Below are 18,222 nucleotides of genomic sequence, written 5' to 3' on the forward strand. Positions count from 1 at the left end.
ATAAGTAGTTGAACGAATTGTTAATCCATTCTTCGAAGTTTGATACTTCTGAACCAAACATCATCACCATGATCCTGGAGGCCGATGTAACCTTCTTCAGCTACATCTACCCAGTTCTCATTTAGTTCAGGGAATTTACTGTCGGCTACATCTTCTTCCCACTTTGGAGTCCAGAGGTGATATTCTACAACTGCTTCACCGTTTTGTCTGTGAACTACGGTTCCGTCGTATACTATAATTTCACTTGTATTCCATTCGCCCGCAGGATTTGCGTTCTGTGGTTCTGCAGGATAGATGTCGTAAAGGGAAGCAGACTGTCTGTTTCCGTTTTCACCGAGCATGGCATCCGGGTGTCGCTCATTATCCAAAATCTGGAATTCGGGTGCAGTCATCCAGATGTAGTCAAATTCATCTGTTTCCTGTCCGAGATAGAAGACTCCGGAGTTGCCGCCTTCAGAAACTTTCCATTCAAACTTCAAGTGGAAATTACTGAAAACTTCGTCATAAAGGATGTCTCCGCCATCTTCAGCACCGGCTTCACCGCGACCGGATCCTTGAATATGGAGTGCTCCGTCAGCAATTTCCCAGGCACCGGGAAACTCTTCAGTTTGGTATCCACGCCAGCCTTCGGATGTTTCTCCATCAAACAATAGCATAAAACCTTGCTCCTCCTCTTCAGGAGTTAATGTATTTGGCGCAACTTCAGCGGTTTCCATTTCAGTGTCCATTGATTCGTCTGAGGCGTCGGACTGCTGATTCTCTGTATCAGAAGAGCAAGCGGTAAAAAGTCCTACTACCAAAATAGCCAATGTCAGTTTGAAGAAACCGAGCTTTTCAATTGATTTAATCTTCATAGTATAAGATTTATGGTTTGTTGTAATTTTAAATTTATGCAGGCATGTCTGGCAGATCCCAGCCATCTCTGTACTCTTTTTGAATCAATCCATTAGCGAACTGCTGAGCATTGATTTGATCTGTGTACTCACGGCTGAATGTAGGATTACCGTCCTCAATATTAAATCCATCTTCTTTAATAATTCGAAGATATTCATTAGGATTGATATTTGTGAACTCCATGCTTTCACCATCCCACTCGAGCTCTTTATCGAGTTCCTGAAGACGCACGGCAAGAACACCCATAACGACCATTTCATTAAATGGTCCGGATTTATCGAATGAAGATTTGGCTTCCGTTCTGTTTCCGGCGTTCTCTTTACAGGCTCGTACCCAGTCCATTTGATGGGCTGCTTCACCTTCAAGATCGCCAACTTTTACACGTCGAACTGTTTGCTCGACATTTGGCTTATTGCCGGACAGTAACCATGGATCAGAACCGTAGCAACCATGTACAAGTGTGTCTTTTGTTCCGTGCATCAACACGCCGCCGCCACGATGGTTCATGTCTCTGCCTTCTGGCCATCCTTCCGGTTTGAGAGGCTGCAGTCCACCGTCGTACCAGTGTACCTCCACCTCAGGAAGTGTACCCATGCTGGTTTCTCTTTCAGGATATGTCAACCGAACTCGCTCTGCTGTTGGGGCTGATTCCTGGAGAAGCAGAGTTGAGCTTCCTTGTACCTTTGTAGGATAACCAAGTTCGAGAGATTTAAATGGCGCGTGCAGAATGTGGCATGCCATATCACCGAGGGCACCTGTTCCAAAATCCCACCATCCACGGAAGTTCCATGGTGTATAAATTTCGTTGTAGGGTCTCATTTCAGCAGGGCCAATAAATAGGTCCCAGTTCATTGTGTCGGGAACTTGCTGTTCTTCTTTAGGTACATTTAAACCCTGTGGCCATATAGGTCGGTCGGTAAAAGCTTCAATTTTTGTTACTTCACCAATTACATCATTTTGAACCCACTCGGTTACAAGATTAATGCCTTCGCCGGATGCACCCTGGTCGCCCATTTGAGTAGCAACACCATATTCAGCGGCTAACTTCGTAAGCAATCGTGATTCATATACAGTGTGTGTCAATGGCTTTTCAACATACACGTGCTTGCCCATTGTCATGGCATGAGCGGCAATTGTAGCATGTGTATGGTCTGATGTGGCGACAACAACTGCATCAATATCGTCCCCCATTTCATCAAACATGACTCTCCAGTCCCAGTATTTTGCTGCGTCCGGGTATTCGTCAAATGTTCCTTGAGAGTATCTCCAGTCTACATCACATAGAGCAACAATGTTTTCTGTATCTTTCATCGCTCTTAGGACTGCAGCGCCACGGCCACCAACACCTACACCGGCAATATTTAATTTATCGCTGGGTGCACGGTGTCCTAAGCCACTTACTACTTTACTGGGCAGAACAGAAAATCCTGCAGCAAAAGCAGCTGATTTGCCCAAGAAATCTCTGCGGGAAATACCGCTTTTTGAATCTTTTTTATCGAATTTTTTCATGATATGGGTTTTTTAATTAATGAATTCTATGAGTGAAAAGATGATGGAAAGACCTTGCAGGATTTGAAACACATGAAGCATTATTGAATTTTTTGCTATACCAGTTTCTTTGTTCTTCTTTCCAGTCTACTTTGCACATGCTTATATATTAATCTTTTTTTGATGTTACTTCAATTTAAAACATGAATGATTTGATACAACTGATATAACATGAATTTACAAAATGATTTTAACTTTCAATCTGTTTAAATGTGTTGTTTCTAATGAAACAAAAGGTGATGAAAACACTTATAAATTTTTAGTTTAAAACGTAAAGTTCAGCTAATTATTCATTCAAATTTACAGACATGAAAAAAGTACTAATTACCTTAAGCTTTTTGCTCGCATTTATTTCAATAAGTCAGTCTGCACATGCACAATGGGCAGTAGGAGCATCATACGAGATTAGAGATGAAGACCCGGAAAACGGCTTCGGTTTTCGTTTGGAACGGAGTTTTCTGCAAGACGCACCTATTATAGATCTTGGAATTCGTGCTCACTTCAGTTACTTCAACGATGAAAATAATGTAAGCATGGATGATTTTACGTTTAGCCGCGAAATAGATGTGTATGATTATGGGCTTGCTGCACTCGCCGGTGTAAAATTAGGTATCGTAAAACCATACGTTGGTTTAGGTATTGGTAACCAGCAGTTCAAGTTTAATGCAGATGTTGAGGGTTTTGATTTCAGTGAATCCAGTTTCTACTGGAATGGATTTGGCGGAGCCGAATTTACGTTGTTACCCGTTCTCAATCCGTTTATTGAGTATCGAATTGCGAACCTGACCAGTACCAATGATATTGAGTTTGACAATGTGTCGAGATTGGCCATTGGGATAAACCTCCGATTCTGACAGAAGCATTTTTTTCAGTTAGGTGATAACTATTCTTCAGTTAAAAGGGTTATTTCTATCAAATGAAATATTCCTTAGTTTATATAGACTATATTTAAATAGTGAATCGTTTCGTTCACGATCATAGATGTTTACATGAGCAGATGCTTCTTGAAGTAAAAAATATTGAAAAGTCTTTTGTTGAAGGCGTACCGGTTGTCCGGCAAACTACATTCAGTGTTGGCGAAAATGAGATTTTTGCACTTCTCGGGCCCAGTGGATGCGGGAAAACGACTACACTACGTTTAATTTCCGGGTTTGAAAAACTGGATAATGGTGAAATTTACCTTGAGGATGATCTTCTTTCTTCAACCAAAAAACATGTAGCACCACAAAAAAGAGGCATAGGGTTTGTATTCCAGGATTATGCACTCTTTCCACATATGACTGCCCTGGAAAATGTGGCATTCGGATTGACGGATCTGCCTAAACACAAACGAAAAGTATTTGCCGAAGAAGTATTGTGCAGAACCGGTATGGGAGATCATCAACACAAAGGACCTGCCGAACTTTCGGGTGGTCAGCAGCAAAGGGTAGCACTTGCGCGTGCCATAGCACCTGAGCCAAAACTCATTTTACTTGATGAACCCTTTTCAAACCTCGATGCCATACTTCGCGAATCGACCCGGAAAGAGGTAAGATCAATCATCAAAAAAGCGGGAATGAGCGCTGTGCTTGTCACGCACGATCAGGAGGAGGCACTCTCATTTGCAGACAGGATTGGAGTGATGAATGAAGGCCGGATCGAGCAGATTGGAACGCCGGAGGAAGTTTACTATCAACCTAAAAGCAAATTTGTTGCGCGGTTTTTAGGGCGGACAAATATTTTTGAGGGAGAGATTGAAGATTCAGATATCATAGAGACTAAAATTGGTCACTTGAAATTGAATCGAAAAGCAAAGGGAAAAATCACCTGCTCAATCCGTCCGGAACATCTGACCATTGAAAGTCCAAATGGCACTTCCGACAAATATCAAAAAGGAATGATTGTAGCGAGAGAGTTTAAAGGTCATGATATAACCTACCACGTTGAGTGCGACGGGGAGAGATATATTGTGCACACCGATAACAGAATTTTGTTTGAGCAAAACGACGAAGTGGTCGTTCGGCCGCTGGAATCTGCTGTTGTACTGGAGAGATAATTTTTCGAGAAAATTGAACCGACAAAATCTACCATTTTTTCGAAACGAAGACTGAGAGCTGCCGTAAGAAGAACTCAAAATCTTCAGATAAAAAAAATTTATTAATGAAACGGCATTTCTGTTTGCTCACGCTATTCTTATTGATTGTTAACCCTGCCTTTTCCCAAACTGATATTGAGGGAACCGTTTATGATGCTCAATCCGGTGAAACATTACCCTCTGCAACGGTTTTACTTGAGGGTACCTATCGGGGAACAATCACAAATACTGAGGGTCACTTTTCAATAACTGTGGACAAGCTCCCGGCTACACTCCAGATCAGGTACATCGGTTATGAATCAGCAAGGGTTGAGATTAGTCAGGATACCTCTCTCCCGATTGATATCGAACTGAATGTTTCAGTCACAGAACTTGGGGAAATCGTTGTGACAGAGGAAGACCCCGGTCTTTCTATTATGGAGCGTGTAATCGCGAGAAAACAGATCTGGAGAGAAAATCTTGATACCTACCAGGCCGAGGCATACACACGACAAATACTTAGCAATGATACATCCATTGTATCGATCACAGAAAGCAGTTCCATTGTGTATTGGGATTCTGAAGAGGGCCATCGCGAAATCCAGGTATCCAGAAGACAAACGTCTAATATGTCCGAAGATCAGAATTTTGCCGGGGTAAACTATCAACCCAATTTTTATGATGACAATGTAGAGATTGCCGGGTATAGAATAGTTGGAATTACCCATCCTGATGCACCGAAGTTCTATTATTTTGAGTTGGAGGAGATCCAGCAGATGGACGGCAAACCGGTATACAAAATCAGGGTGTCTCCCCGGAGAGAGCGTCAGCCAACTTTTATTGGGACAGCCTGGGTACTGGGCCGGGACTATGCTCTTTTGGAGGTCGATTTACAACCGAACGATGTTGTCAATTTTCCACCGCCCGTGCAGGAGTTTAACCTGTCTTACCAACAGCAGTTCAGTAACTATGGAGGTGAGTTTTGGCTTCCGGTTGATATGCGGGTTGAGGGAACTGTTCGGGTTGGAATGGTAGGGTTGAGATTCCCCCCGTTTTTATTCAAGCAAACATCCAGAATATCAGATTACCAGGTAAACGTCTCATTACCGGATTCGGTCTACCAGAAAGAAGAGGTTCTTACAAAGGCCGATTCATCTTTTGTAGCTGAGAGAGAATTAGAGATTGAGACTATACCGCTTACTACGGAAGAAACTACAGCCTACCAGACAATAGACAGCACAAGAACTTTTGAAGAAGCCTTTAAGCCGGAAGGCTTTTTAGCCAGAATGGTCGATGAAGACGATGATACAACTGGTGGAGATTCCGGTTTTTTGAGTTCGATGACAAGCTGGCTTCCCGGTGGTTTGGGAGTTCGGGGGCGGTTCAACAGGATGGATGGATATCACCTTGGGCTCAAATATGAAGATGATATAGATGGAGTCGGTCTGAACTTCTCTGGCTTTGGCGGATATAGCTTTCACAGCGAACTGTGGGATATGGGGGTCCAAATAGATCAGGAACTGTTTGAGGTTGGTAATTTAAACTTCAATGTAAATGCGGGTTATGAAAAAGAAACAGACAGTAGGTTTGATTCAAGAATTTATTCTTTTGGGTTGAACAGCTTTCAAACGCTGCTCGGAACACAGGATTATTTTGATTATTTCCGGAATGAAAAAATGTTTGCCGGCATAACGCTCGAAAATCTTTTTGAGGACACGGATATGACGCTTTCAGTCAACCGGGAACTGCACTCCTCTTTTGAGGAGGTTTCTGTTTTTGATTACAGCTTGTTTGGATGGCACAGGCTTCGGCGAATCAATCCACAAATTGAAGATGGAACACTTCATTCAATCTCAGCAGAGTTGGCCTACAATAGAACCGGAACCGACTTTGGATTTGCCGGCAGAAACCAGGTGATTTTGTCAGCCGAACACAGCAGTGATGCCCTGGGCAGTGATTTCGATTTCACGCGGTTGGGTATGCAAATAGACTTGCATATCAATACATTTTACAAGCGTAGGTTATTTGCAAATGCATTGGATCTTTCATTATCAGCCGGCACTGCATTCGGAGATTTGCCCCACCAGCGGTTAGGTACTGTTGATGTTGCTATGGACAGGTTTACTCCATTTGGAGTGATTAAAACACGCCAGTCCGTTCCCTATGCGGGCAGCAAATACTGGATGGCATATGGGGAGCATAATTTCAGAACCATTCCATTTGAACTGCTTGGTATGGATTATTTTGTGGATAAAGGTTGGGGAATAATCCTGTTTGGAGGTGCGGGGTATGCAGAAGCGAAAGATGTGGAACCGTTCAATCTGCTATTGTCAGATGGAATACACACCGAGATTGGAGCAAGCCTCAATAGTATTTTTGGAGTAGCCCGTTTGGATTTTGCCAAGCGTTTAGACGCTCCCGGATTTTTTATCGGATTCAGTGTCCCACGTTATTTCTAAGTTAAAAATCTCACCAAAATAAAAAAGGCGAGCCATAAGCCCGCCTTTTTAGATTAGATTCAATCAGAGCGATCAATTCATTGGGGTAAATGAATGCGGATTCACAGGATGCGATTCTGCTCGCCGGTTCTTCTCACACCCGGGTGTATCTGTATCCATTTCAGCTTCGGCACATGGTATCGGCGCTTTACCTAATCCGCGAAGTTCAATTCTGTTTTCGCTAATTCCATTCTGCTTATAGAAGTCAGCTACAGAATTTGCTCTACGTACACTCAATCGCAGGTTATACTGATCGCCGCCAATATGGTCTGTATAAGCGTCAATTCGCACACCAAAGGCAGAAGCGTCAAGCAGTCTTTCAACATTCAGAGACAGCAATTGTGCGGCTCTGTCGGTGATATTGGAGCGGTCAAAACCGAAATTGATTGTGTTCAATTCACCTTCTCTGATGAATGGAGGATCTTCCGGGTCTAATGGATTTGTACCCTCTTCAATCTCTAATCCGTCGCTGAATCCATCGCCATCTGTATCATTGTTGATAGGATCTGTTCCATGAGTATTCACCTCATCGCCATCCGAAAGGCTGTCGCCATCGGTATCAGAATTCAATGGATCTGTTTCGTATTCATTCACTTCATCTCCATCGTTCAGGCCGTCATCATCGGTATCAGAATTCAATGGATCGGTGTTGTACACATTTACTTCATCTCCATCGGTTAATCCATCCTCGTCTGAGTCTGCTACCAGAGGATCTGTTCCATGCTCAAAGATTTCATCGTAATCATTCAATCCATCTTCGTCAGTGTCTGGTTCCAGGGGGTTGGTTTCGTACACGTAAATTTCGTCATAGTCATTTACCTCATCCCCGTCGCTATCGCGCTGTTGCAGCTCTTCGTCTGAGAGGCTCATCAGGTATTCGAGGGTTAGCGGATCTGGTTCAGGGCCGGGACCACTCGGGCCACAACCGGATAGAATTAACATCGTTACTATAATTGTATATGATATAAACTTGAGTGGTTTGAGCATATCTTATTGGTTTATTCAGTTAGCTATTACGTGTATGTTTTGGTTCATAAAACAAAAATACAGAACCAAAGAGGCAATCAAAAGGTTTTTTGACTTATAAACCCGAAAGGTGATATATTAAACGCCTCTTGAAGGGGCTATAGCTCAGCTGGCTAGAGCGTCGCGCTGGCAGCGCGAAGGTCCGGGGTTCGAATCCCCGTAGCTCCACAGCAGGTTGATATTATTTTAGATTTTTGATTTAAATTGTATCGAAAAGCTGTTATTTTTTAGTGGGCAAGTCCCATACAGCCAGCTCCTTGTGAACTCCGTCAGGGTCGGAAGGCAGCAGCGGTAGCAGGTCGTAGCGGCGTGATATGGGTAGCTTGCCCACTTTTATTTTTTCGGTGGATTTATATCACGTGTAATGCCTATCTGTTTATTACACATTTCATATCAATAAAAACCCTAAATAAGTAGCGATGGCAAAGAAAGAGTTAGAATATCTCAAAGTGAGTGAACCTAATGTAGTACATGAAACTATTGAAGGGGAAACAATTCTGCTAAACCTTGGAACAGGTAATTACTACAGTATTGAATGGCCGGGAACAGCTATCTGGGATTTGTTGGTAGAAACTGGTGATGCCGAAGGGATTAGAAGTGCGTTTGTTAAAGCCAACATTGATAAACAGAAAGAAGTGGATGAAGCATACACCAAATTTATAGAAAACCTTATTGAAGAGGAGTTGGTAGTTACAGTAGAAAATGGTGATGCTTCAACGTTTACAATTGATGAGAATACTGAGAAAGAGTTTAGCAAAGCAGCTTCTAAACTTGATAAACTGACGATCAACAAATATTCTGATATGCAGGATATGCTGCTTTTAGATCCTATTCATGATGTTGACGAAAAAGGCTGGCCTGAACCCAAAAAAGATGATTAAGTGGATGCGAGCGCAGAAAGTCCATTTCCCAATTCCTCACAAGAATTACTCCTGAAAGTTGCATTGATGGGCAAAGATATTGCCCTTCCGGCATGGAGAGAGTGGAGAAAATCAGTCGATTTTGAACTGGATGTAGATCAGGGCTCGTTTCGCCTTCTACCTCTTGCCTATCAGAATTTAAACTCCTTTGGATATTCAGATGATTTGGTAGCTGGACGTTTAAAAGGGATTTATCGCCAGTCGTGGATTAAAAATCAACAACTCTTCTATAAAACAGCAAAGGTACTCAATCTGTTAAAAGATGCAGGGATAAAAACCGCTGTTTTAAAGGGGATCGCACTTACAGAATTAGTATATAAAAATTATGGAATCCGCCCCATGTCAGATATGGATATTTTGGTACCATTTCCAGAAGCCCGGCATGCTGTTGATGTTTTAAATAGGGCAGGATTTGAAATTCAGATGGAGCATCTGCTGGAGCATAACCTTGAGTTTGGAAGAAGTATTGCTTTCACAGATAAACAGGATACAGAGATAGATCTGCACTGGTATGCTTTTGTTAACTCTCTTGGAAATGCACAAAAGAATGATTTTTGGGATGATGTAATACCGGTTGAAGTATCCGGGGTTCAAACTCATTCACTCACTCATACAGATAATCTACTTCATGCAATAGTGCACGGAATCCGAAAGAATCCCGAGCCGCCCATTCGATGGATTGCTGATTCCATGATGATTATTAATTCTGATGATATTCAGGTTGATTGGCAACGCTTGCTAACATATGCAAGCAAATTCCGTGTATTTCTGCAGGTAAAGCGTGCATTACTTTATATGAGAGATCATTTTGAGGCCGAAATACCCAGCGATGTAATTAGGCAGATGGAGGCTTATAAGCCATCTTATGTTGAGCGTGTTGTTTTCAATTATGGAGAAAAAATTGGAGACAATGTGAAAGAGTTTACCTTATCTGAAAGATTATATTCATTTTATGCAAGGTATTTGGCACGGACAAATAGAGAGGGTTTATTCTCAATTCATTTTGGTTTGATGGCTTATGCAGCTAAACGAGTTAAGTCGCGATTTACGCAAGACAATTTTCTAACAAGTAGCACATAACCTTTTTCCAATGGGTAATGATAATATTCCCGTGGGGATGAACATCCCGCAGCGAACCGAAGAGGAACAAGTTCAATTTTATAATCAATGTATAAACCGGTTTTTAAAGGCTGCCGGAAAAACCGGGGAGATTCGTCATTACTATGATATAGCAGGTACCAACGTTTGTTTGGTTTTTGCTGGAGACGCACTTATACCCCCATTAGCTCCCTCTCTTGCGCACCTGCGGCTACCTGATGAGACTGAAGCAGATGCTACAATCCATGTTTGGGATTCTGAATCAACGGGAGTGGAGATGGTTCCCCCACCTTGTGATAAAAGTCATTATACCGACCGCGGTGATATTTGGGGATTTACCAGTGAGCGGATAAAGACGGCATTTCATTACAGTGAATTTTCGGTGAATGTGATGGATTTGAAAACGAACGATGCCGTTTACTGGGTAAGAAAAGCTGAAAATTTACCTTATTGGGCCACTTCCTCTCCATTTAGAACAATTTTAAATTGGTGGATGGAAAAGAACGGGGCACAGCTCATGCACGCCGCCGCCGTAGGAACAGATGATGGAGCTGTACTTATTACCGCTAAAGGCGGGGCCGGTAAATCAACAACAGCAGTGAGTTCCTTATTAGATGGAATGAAATACCTGGCAGACGATTATTTGGTTGTTAAAAAAGATCCTGTTCCTAAAGTGTATTCCATTTACAGCACGGCAAAAATTGGAGTAGACGATAACCACCGATTCCCTGAACTGGATAAATATGCGGCAGATCATGTTCAGGAAGACCAGGAGAAGGATGTACTTTACCTCTACCCGGCTTTTAAAGATCAGATTGTAAAAGAGCTTCCCATCAAGACAATATTGATGCCCAATATTCAGTCCGAGCAGGAAGAGACTACGTTTTCACCCATCTCATTTTGGCGAATTAATCGTGCAATGTCTTTCACAACAATGGCACAGTTACCCGGTGCCGGAACTCATACGCACGATTTTTTTCACGAACTTTGTGAAACCGTACCAACAATGACATTAAATCTTGGCAGCCATATAAAACAGGTGCCAAAAGCTCTTCGTAATCATATAAAAGATCCTGAGTATAATTTCATTAAAGATGCTGAGGAGAATATAGACGAGGAGAAAAACTTGCCACTGGTAAGTGTAATTATACCGGTTTATAATGGCGAAAAGTATATCAAAGAAGCAGTAGGAAATGTTGCCTGTCAGAATTATCCAAACCTGGAAATCATTATGATAAATGACGGCTCAACAGATAATTCAGGAAAAATTATCGAGAATTTAGATACTGATGTAAGATATTTCAAGAGACATAATACGGGGCCGTCACTGGCAAGAAATGCAGGAATAAAAAACGCAACAGGAAAGTATATCGCTTTTTTGGATATAGACGACCTTTGGCCGGAAAACAATCTATCGCATCTGGTTCAAGAACTTGAAAATAACCCCGATATTGATGTCGTGCGAGGGTTTGCTCAACTATTCAGAGATACAGAGCACGGGGAGAAAGAGTACCTGGGGAATCCCAAAGAATCTTACAGGTTTTATATCGGAGCTGCTTTATACAGAAAATCCGTCTTTAAAAAAGTGGGACTTTTTGATCCGGCATTAGTTTTTGGTGAAGATACGGATTGGTACTATCGTTCTGTAGAAAAAGAGATTTCCACAAAATGGTTGGATGAGGTAACACTGTTTGTTCGCAGGCACGGTGAGAATATGACGGAAGGTAAAAGTGTTGTTGAGCTCAATAAACTTAAAACAATCAAGCGCGCAATCGACAGGAAGAGATCATTTGAAAACAGATAACCTATGCCATCCATAAATAAAGATGAACCATTTTTTTCGGTAGTATTGCCGGTTTACAACGGGCAGGAGTTTATCACTGAGGCCATAGAAAGTGTGCTCAATCAAAATTTTAAGTCGATGGAGCTCATTGTAGTGAATGATGGTTCGACAGATAACACAGAAAAAGTTCTTAAAACTTTTAAGGAAGAAATAACTTATTTAAAGCAAGATAAACATGGGCCTTCACATGCAAGGAATCGAGGTGTAGTGGCAGCAAATGGAACATATATAAGTTTTATTGATGCAGATGATGTGTGGGTTCCCAATTGCCTGACAACCCATTTCGACCAGATTGAAAAATACAAAAATCTTGATATTTCTTTGGGTTCAACCTGTGAAATGAGTTTTAGCAATGTGCAAGAAGTTGATCTGAAGCAAGCAGAAAAGAACTCATCTATGTATCTGAGTTTATGTGCAGTTGCCGTGAACAGAACAGTATTTGATAAAGTGGGATTTTTTGATGAGGAATTGATATTAAGTCAAGACATAGATTGGTTTTTTAGGGTAAGAGATAACGAATTAAATATTGCCATCTCTCGAAAATTAGTTTCGCTTTACAGGAGGCATTTAAATAATCGAACCAATGATAAAAAGATGTCAAGGTTTTATTTGTTTAAACTTTTAAAGAAAACAAAAGACAGGAGGGCCGGGTCACAAATATCTTTAGAATCAATTATGAAAAAACCTGAGAATCAAGACGAACTCATAGAAAAGTGGCACTCAGCCACTCCTAATGAATAGTTTAAAAAATTGTTTAGTGAATTTGAGTTGATTCTTTGAGTGTAATTTATCCGTCATAATAGTTCAGTAAATTTTATTCCTGAGATATTTAAAATATTCAACTTTAAACCGTACCTGTGCACGATATAATCGTTGAGAATGATGGGGAATATGATGTTGCCAAAAGTGTTGGGGAGGCTTTTGGAATACGTCTATACGTTTCTTAGGAGAATTTAGGAGTATTGAGATCTCTAAAGAGGTGTGGGGGAAGAGCTTTATCGACAGCTTAAGAGGAAAAGATTCAAAGATGAATAGACTGTAATTGGTTCAATCTGAAAGTTTTAAAAAAATCAGTTGAGTGATAAAGAAAATTGAGTGCTGTTGATTTCTGCAATCACAGTCCAACGTGGTGAAATCAATGAAATCTTAATTTTTAAAATTACAGAATACGAAATAATGGAGAAACGAAATCAATTAGCGGGTGTAGTAATTGTTGTTAAAAATGGTGACCGTTTCATCCGTTCGGCTTTGGAAAGTGTTTTCAACCAAGACTATAAGCCCTTTAAAGTAATTGTAGTTGATGGCAATTCCGAAGATAATACATTGCAGATCGTCAAAGAATTTCGAGACGTTGAAATATTACAACAAAAGGGTTCAGGTATCTACGACGCATTTAATATCGGTATAAAAGCCTGTAATGCACCGTTTATAGCACTTCTTTCTTCAGATGATATCTGGTTGTCAAATAAACTCAGTTCACAAATTTCATATATGATGGATAATCCTGATCTATTATTTACAAATACACACTTCAGATTTTTTTTAGAACCTGGTATAGAAGTTCCGGAGGGAGTTCGGAGCCAATGGCTGAAAGAAGCACTTCCCGGAAGAAATCCTGAAACTCTGGTTGCCAGGAAGGAAGCGTTCGAGACAATTGGACTTTTTAAAAACGAATATGCTTCGGCTGAGGATCTGGACTGGTTTGGCAGAGCAACTGATTTGGGGATACAGTCATATATGATGGATGATGTACTGTTGAGAAAAAGAATACACGACAGTAACGTATCAATGCAGATTGAAGCAAATAATAGAAATCTGCTGAAAATTTTAAGAAGATCTGTAAATAGAAAAAATCAACTGGGCTAAGTTAAAATTTTTTTTATTTCAATGGCCAAAAAGAAAGATAAAATTAGTGTAATTATCCCCGCATATAATGCTGAAAAGTATTTAAGTGATGCAATCGTAAGTGTTCTCAAACAAACCGAACCCGTTGATGAGATAATCGTAGTGGATGATGGATCCACTGATGGAACCAAGGATATTGCACAGGAATTTAATAAGAACGTGCAATATGTCTATCAGGAGAATAAAGGAGTGGCTGCAGCCCGGAATAGAGGGCTAAATCTGTCGAAAGGGGACTTTATCACTTTTATAGATGCCGACGATATGTGGCTAAAAAATAAAATTGAACTACAATTGCAGCTATTTAAAAAAACTCCTGAGGTGGAGATGATTATTGGATTCCTTCAGCGTGTGTATAAGGAGAGCAATGAAGAGTTTTTTAAAGTTTTCGACGGAGATGAGCCGGGAATATTTGTCTTGCAACTGGGGAGTACTTTGATTCGAAAAGAGGTATTTAAAAAAGTTGGAAGTTTTGATGAAGAGATGACTTTGAGTGAAGATCTGGATTGGTTTTTTAGAAGCAGGGAGGTGGGAATTGATGTAGAAGTTCATGAAGATGTAGTGCAGCTATATCGACAACATGAGAAAAATATTACGAAGAATCGAAAAGCAACAAACAGTTTCATGCTGAGGGCTTTTAAAAAATCATTGGAACGTCGCAGAGAGACAGGGGAGGACTTTTCAATAGGGATGCCTTCATTCAAGAACTTAGATGAAATCGCCAAATTTTGGAAGAAAAATAAGAAGCTGCCATCATCATGAGTGAAAAACTACCGTTAGTAAGTGTAATAATGGTTGTAAAAAACGGGGAGCAATATGTACGAGATGCACTTGAAAGTATTTATAACCAAGACTATCCAGAATTTGAAGTGATTGTTGTTGATGGACGATCTGAAGACAACACCATTTCGATTGTTAATGAATTTAATCCTGACAAAATCATCATACAAAACAGCGAGGGTATTTCTGGTGCATATAACACCGGGATTCAAGCATCCAACGCGGATTATCTATCTTTCTTATCGTCCGATGATTTGTGGATGCATGATAAGCTTAAGACTCAAATCAAATACATGTTAAATCATCATAAGATCATGTATACAAATTCTCTGATTGAATATTTCTTGGAACCGGGTTCTGCTATTCCAATTGGATTCAGGAGAAATTTGCTGGGCCGGACTCTTCCTGCAAGAATTATGGAAAACTTCGTTGCAAAAAAGGAAGTTTTTAAGAAGGTTGGGTTTTATAATTCAGAGCTGTCTACTGCCGAGGACGTTGATTGGTTTAGCCGAGCTCAAGACCTAAACATTCAGAACCATATAGTGGAGAAAGTTCTGCTGAAAAAGAGGATTCATGGTAAGAATTCCTCTCTGGATGCAGAAAAGAACAGTAAAAATTTAATCAAGGTTTTAAGGAAAGCAGTACAAAGGAAACGATCTTAAATGCGATAAAAAATTATGGAATCATGACGAATAATAATAGCATCAGCGTACTCATTCCCTTTTATAATACAGAAAAGTATTTAGCCGAAGCTATCCAAAGTGTGTTAGATCAAACCCTGCAGCCGATGGAAATACTACTTCTGGACGATGGATCGACAGATGGAAGTGCAAAGATAGCCGAATCATTCAAACCCCAAATTTCACTTTTCCACCAGGATAATGCAGGTATATCAGCCGCCCGAAATGCGTTACTTAAAAAAGCTCAGGGAGAGTTTTTAGCTTTTTTGGATGCAGACGATTTGTGGCCGCCCGATCACTTAAAAAAGTTGTTTGAACCTTTCAGATCGAATAAACAGCTGGGAATCGTTTCAGGGTATGTAGAACAATTTCTAAGTCCCGATGTTGAAGAGCCGATAGCAGAAATTCCAGATGGAAATAAAGTTTTACCGGGGTATGTGATGGGCACATTCCTAATCAAAAAGGAGGTTTTTAAACAGGTAGGTTATTTTAATGAAGAATTGAAATTAGCAGATACCGTTGATTGGTTTGCACGAGTAAAAGATGGAGAGACAGGATTTAAAATGATTGATGATATTGTTCTAAGACGAAGAATACATACCACAAATACGGGTATAAATCAGAAGGGGAATCGTCATGATTATACCAAAGTATTGATGGCTTCCATTAAACGAAAAAGGGAGCAAGAGAATAGTGAGAGCGAATAGTAGTTTAAACTTCTTTTACAGGGAATAAATTGAATTTATCCAAGCTAAAAAGATTTTTTTATGCGATTATATTTAAGCCTCATAAAGTGGTGGAGGCTTTGGGATACTTAATAAAGCATAAATATTTAAAATTCACTTTAAAAAGACAGGCAATTGAGGGAGAATTTGTATTTCTAACCGCAGCTGATTCATCTCATTATAAAACGGTAAAACAGTTTCTCGAGTCTTTCTTCAAGTATGAAAATGAATCCAAAATAATATTTTACGATTTGGGACTTACAGATAAGGAAAGTCATGATTTAAAAAATGAATTTCCGGAGGTTATTTATTATCAATTTAACTATTCTCAGTATCCGGATTATTTTGATCTCAAAAAGAATTTAGGTGGGTATGCATGGAAACCGGTGATTTTCTGGGAAACGTTAAATCAATATAAATGCAAATTAATCTGGATGGATGCCGGTACACTAATCAGAGAACCACTTGTCAATCTAAAAAAATATATTTGTTGGAAAGGTTATTACTGGCACTACTCGCCGGGAATCATCCGGGAATGGACTCATGAGAAAACACTTTCTTATTTAAAAGTTCCCGGGAAATTCTATAATTATAGAAACTTGTCAGCTTCGGTTATAGCCGTTGATTATAATTTCGAAATTGCTCTTACAGTGGCTCGTGAGTGGAAGGAATGTGCTATGTGCGAAGAGTGCATCTCCCCTAAAGGATCTGATCGAAGTAATCACAGGCAAGATCAATCGGCGCTTACCATTTTGGCTCATAAAAGAGGGTTAGCAACAGGAGTGAAATTGAGGAATACAGGATACCTGGTTCAACAGGATATCGATTAATTTCAGATGAAGTACTTTCTGTAGTTTAAATTGGAGTTATGAATGAGATTGAAAACATTTTTAAAAAAATCTTACGGGTGGCTGAAACGTGTACCACTGAAAAAGTTTAAAGAAGTTCGATACAAAGTTTGGCTGAACTCTAAACAGATATCATTCAAAGATCGGGATGAAAAGTTAAGACTGGTCGAAGAGATACTAGAGGAAAATCCAAACATTTATTTTACTTCAGGCTTGGTAAAAACCGGTTTTACAGACCAACTAATGGGATTTGATTTCATCTATAAAATGGGAAAAGGGGTGGGGCTTAAATATTTTCATACCCCACTTTCGGCTCACAGAAGTTCTGATCCTTTTCTGTTTGACCCAATTACCCAAAAACAAAAGATAGAATTAAAAAAAAATTCAACTCAGTATGATGATATTTTCGACTTTTTGGGTATCAATGAATATCTAAGCAAAGAGTCAGCGGCGGCAGCTATTCCGGATATACAGATCCCTCTGAATCTTAATTTAACACTCTACGGGCGAGAGGGAATTGACAGCTATGAATCTCTTATCGAAGAGATGAAAGTAATTTTGTATTCATTTCTCAAGAAGAATAAAAGCATTCTTTTAATTTTTCAGACGGAGCCCAAAACGTACTTTCACTATTATCGGTATACGGTTGATCAAAAAACAGTTGAAATAGATTACAATAGTTGCTATAAAAACTTTGGTGGTGCAGATGATTTGAAATCCGAATTTACTTCGGGTTCAACAAATATTCTCGTACATATCAGGCAGGGAGACACAGGGACAGTTGAAACCCCCTGGAAAACATTTATCCCGGTTTGGCATGAAACGGAGGGCAAATTTAAACAATTCCAAAACGACCTCGACATCCCCGGGCATAAACGAATCTACCCGGAGGAATTCTATCAATTTGTGAAGGAACTACAGGGAGAACTTGTCGCAAAAAAGTTACAAACAGTTGTTTTTTCAGACGGGTACAAGAAAACATTCCGATGGATCTATAAATATTTTCGGGAGTCAGATATTTCTTTAGAAGAGATAGAAAAGCTCAAAGAATTGGAAACGGGTTATGATGAACTCCAATTTGGAAAATTCAAAGACCTGGAAAATACGAAAACTGTTATAGGAGAGGAGATTGACAAACTGTATCGATTAGTGCATTCTTTTTTTGATGCCGATGTTTTAGTTACCGGTACACAAGCCACAATGATTCCTAAGTTAACTGCTACCTATGGGAAAAAGGATAGAATGCCATTTCTAATTCTGTTATATCACACACAGAAACCATCACTCGAATACGTAGGTTTTAAAGATTCATCGCCATTTTTGATGTTTGTTAATATAGAAGATTATGATATTTCAGAAGTTTCAAATCGTGTAACAGCCTACCTGGAAACTCGCGGGGTAAATTAG

At 40.0% G+C, this 18,222-nt stretch carries 16 protein-coding genes, 1 tRNA gene and 1 other RNA gene; 15 read left to right on the forward strand and 3 right to left on the reverse strand.

Annotated features, from left to right (window positions below):
* Nucleotides 1-20 precede the first annotated feature (20 nt).
* Together L6773_RS03890 and L6773_RS03895 are read right to left on the reverse strand one after the other, a co-directional pair.
* Nucleotides 21-854 carry a 3-keto-disaccharide hydrolase gene (locus L6773_RS03890; RefSeq protein ID WP_237852543.1) on the reverse strand — a complete coding sequence of 278 codons (834 nt, stop codon included), beginning with the start codon at nt 852-854 and terminating at the stop codon, nt 21-23.
* A 34-nt stretch (nt 855-888) separates the two neighbouring features.
* Nucleotides 889-2,403 carry a glycoside 3-dehydrogenase gene (locus L6773_RS03895; protein WP_237852544.1) on the reverse strand — a complete coding sequence of 505 codons (1,515 nt, stop codon included), beginning with the start codon at nt 2,401-2,403 and terminating at the stop codon, nt 889-891.
* 347 nt (nt 2,404-2,750) lie between these two features.
* On the opposite strand from L6773_RS03895, the gene L6773_RS03900 reads away from it, so the two are divergent.
* The 3 genes from L6773_RS03900 (at nt 2,751) to L6773_RS03910 (ending at nt 6,954) form a co-directional block, all read left to right on the forward strand.
* On the forward strand, nt 2,751-3,296 hold the full coding sequence (locus L6773_RS03900; protein ID WP_237852545.1) for an outer membrane beta-barrel protein: 546 nt from the start codon (nt 2,751-2,753) through the stop codon (nt 3,294-3,296).
* A 143-nt stretch (nt 3,297-3,439) separates the two neighbouring features.
* Nucleotides 3,440-4,477 (forward strand): ABC transporter ATP-binding protein, encoded by a 1,038-nt coding sequence (locus L6773_RS03905; protein WP_237852546.1) that lies wholly within the window; start codon nt 3,440-3,442, stop codon nt 4,475-4,477.
* Nucleotides 4,478-4,581: 104 nt separating this feature from the next.
* Nucleotides 4,582-6,954 (forward strand): DUF5686 and carboxypeptidase-like regulatory domain-containing protein, encoded by a 2,373-nt coding sequence (locus tag L6773_RS03910; RefSeq protein ID WP_237852547.1) that lies wholly within the window; start codon nt 4,582-4,584, stop codon nt 6,952-6,954.
* Nucleotides 6,955-7,026: 72 nt separating this feature from the next.
* Here the strand turns inward: L6773_RS03910 and L6773_RS03915 are convergent, their stop codons facing one another.
* Complete coding sequence (locus L6773_RS03915) at nt 7,027-7,980, reverse strand: OmpA family protein (RefSeq protein ID WP_237852548.1); 954 nt, start codon at nt 7,978-7,980, stop codon at nt 7,027-7,029.
* A gap of 133 nt (nt 7,981-8,113) precedes the next feature.
* Between L6773_RS03915 and L6773_RS03920 the strand changes: the two genes are divergently transcribed.
* The 12 genes from L6773_RS03920 to L6773_RS03975 all read left to right on the forward strand — a co-directional run bounded on the left by L6773_RS03920 (nt 8,114) and on the right by L6773_RS03975 (nt 18,222).
* A tRNA-Ala gene (locus L6773_RS03920) sits at nt 8,114-8,187 on the forward strand.
* A gap of 64 nt (nt 8,188-8,251) precedes the next feature.
* An RNA gene (ffs, locus tag L6773_RS03925) (signal recognition particle sRNA small type) lies at nt 8,252-8,351 on the forward strand.
* Nucleotides 8,352-8,438: 87 nt separating this feature from the next.
* Nucleotides 8,439-8,900: a PqqD family peptide modification chaperone gene (locus tag L6773_RS03930; RefSeq protein ID WP_237852549.1), complete on the forward strand. Its 462-nt coding sequence runs from the start codon at nt 8,439-8,441 to the stop codon at nt 8,898-8,900.
* Nucleotides 8,901-10,019 (forward strand): nucleotidyltransferase domain-containing protein, encoded by a 1,119-nt coding sequence (locus tag L6773_RS03935; protein ID WP_237852550.1) that lies wholly within the window; start codon nt 8,901-8,903, stop codon nt 10,017-10,019.
* Nucleotides 10,020-10,029: 10 nt separating this feature from the next.
* Nucleotides 10,030-11,841: a glycosyltransferase gene (locus tag L6773_RS03940; protein ID WP_237852551.1), complete on the forward strand. Its 1,812-nt coding sequence runs from the start codon at nt 10,030-10,032 to the stop codon at nt 11,839-11,841.
* A gap of 3 nt (nt 11,842-11,844) precedes the next feature.
* The gene (locus L6773_RS03945; RefSeq protein WP_237852552.1) at nt 11,845-12,621 is read left to right on the forward strand and encodes a glycosyltransferase family A protein; all 777 of its coding nucleotides are present in this window, start codon (nt 11,845-11,847) and stop codon (nt 12,619-12,621) included.
* Nucleotides 12,622-13,056: 435 nt separating this feature from the next.
* Nucleotides 13,057-13,746, forward strand: coding sequence for a glycosyltransferase (locus L6773_RS03950; protein ID WP_237852553.1), 690 nt, complete (start codon nt 13,057-13,059; stop codon nt 13,744-13,746).
* Nucleotides 13,747-13,767: 21 nt separating this feature from the next.
* Nucleotides 13,768-14,544: a glycosyltransferase family 2 protein gene (locus L6773_RS03955; protein WP_237852554.1), complete on the forward strand. Its 777-nt coding sequence runs from the start codon at nt 13,768-13,770 to the stop codon at nt 14,542-14,544.
* Complete coding sequence (locus tag L6773_RS03960) at nt 14,541-15,224, forward strand: glycosyltransferase (protein WP_237852555.1); 684 nt, start codon at nt 14,541-14,543, stop codon at nt 15,222-15,224. The genes L6773_RS03955 and L6773_RS03960 overlap by 4 nt, the downstream gene beginning before the upstream one ends.
* A 23-nt stretch (nt 15,225-15,247) precedes the next feature.
* The gene (locus L6773_RS03965; protein ID WP_237852556.1) at nt 15,248-15,949 is read left to right on the forward strand and encodes a glycosyltransferase family 2 protein; all 702 of its coding nucleotides are present in this window, start codon (nt 15,248-15,250) and stop codon (nt 15,947-15,949) included.
* A gap of 98 nt (nt 15,950-16,047) precedes the next feature.
* Nucleotides 16,048-16,797 (forward strand): DUF1647 domain-containing protein, encoded by a 750-nt coding sequence (locus tag L6773_RS03970; RefSeq protein WP_237852557.1) that lies wholly within the window; start codon nt 16,048-16,050, stop codon nt 16,795-16,797.
* 42 nt (nt 16,798-16,839) lie between these two features.
* A complete protein-coding gene (locus tag L6773_RS03975; protein ID WP_237852558.1) occupies nt 16,840-18,222 on the forward strand; it encodes a hypothetical protein in 1,383 nt (460 codons plus the stop codon).

It is taken from the genome of Rhodohalobacter sulfatireducens (genome assembly GCF_022012475.1).
Lineage (GTDB): Bacteria > Bacteroidota > Rhodothermia > Balneolales > Balneolaceae > Rhodohalobacter > Rhodohalobacter sulfatireducens.

What these genes read in the sequence shown, in the direction of transcription:
- L6773_RS03890 (WP_237852543.1), bottom strand. Translation starts at nt 854, where the DNA reads ATGAAGATTAAATCAATTGAAAAGCTCGGTTTCTTCAAACTGACATTG.
- L6773_RS03895 (WP_237852544.1), bottom strand. Translation starts at nt 2,403, where the DNA reads ATGAAAAAATTCGATAAAAAAGATTCAAAAAGCGGTATTTCCCGCAGA.
- L6773_RS03900 (WP_237852545.1), top strand. Translation starts at nt 2,751, where the DNA reads ATGAAAAAAGTACTAATTACCTTAAGCTTTTTGCTCGCATTTATTTCA.
- L6773_RS03905 (WP_237852546.1), top strand. Translation starts at nt 3,440, where the DNA reads ATGCTTCTTGAAGTAAAAAATATTGAAAAGTCTTTTGTTGAAGGCGTA.
- L6773_RS03910 (WP_237852547.1), top strand. Translation starts at nt 4,582, where the DNA reads ATGAAACGGCATTTCTGTTTGCTCACGCTATTCTTATTGATTGTTAAC.
- L6773_RS03915 (WP_237852548.1), bottom strand. Translation starts at nt 7,980, where the DNA reads ATGCTCAAACCACTCAAGTTTATATCATATACAATTATAGTAACGATG.
- L6773_RS03930 (WP_237852549.1), top strand. Translation starts at nt 8,439, where the DNA reads ATGGCAAAGAAAGAGTTAGAATATCTCAAAGTGAGTGAACCTAATGTA.
- L6773_RS03940 (WP_237852551.1), top strand. Translation starts at nt 10,030, where the DNA reads ATGGGTAATGATAATATTCCCGTGGGGATGAACATCCCGCAGCGAACC.
- L6773_RS03945 (WP_237852552.1), top strand. Translation starts at nt 11,845, where the DNA reads ATGCCATCCATAAATAAAGATGAACCATTTTTTTCGGTAGTATTGCCG.
- L6773_RS03950 (WP_237852553.1), top strand. Translation starts at nt 13,057, where the DNA reads ATGGAGAAACGAAATCAATTAGCGGGTGTAGTAATTGTTGTTAAAAAT.
- L6773_RS03955 (WP_237852554.1), top strand. Translation starts at nt 13,768, where the DNA reads ATGGCCAAAAAGAAAGATAAAATTAGTGTAATTATCCCCGCATATAAT.
- L6773_RS03960 (WP_237852555.1), top strand. Translation starts at nt 14,541, where the DNA reads ATGAGTGAAAAACTACCGTTAGTAAGTGTAATAATGGTTGTAAAAAAC.
- L6773_RS03965 (WP_237852556.1), top strand. Translation starts at nt 15,248, where the DNA reads ATGACGAATAATAATAGCATCAGCGTACTCATTCCCTTTTATAATACA.
- L6773_RS03975 (WP_237852558.1), top strand. Translation starts at nt 16,840, where the DNA reads ATGAGATTGAAAACATTTTTAAAAAAATCTTACGGGTGGCTGAAACGT.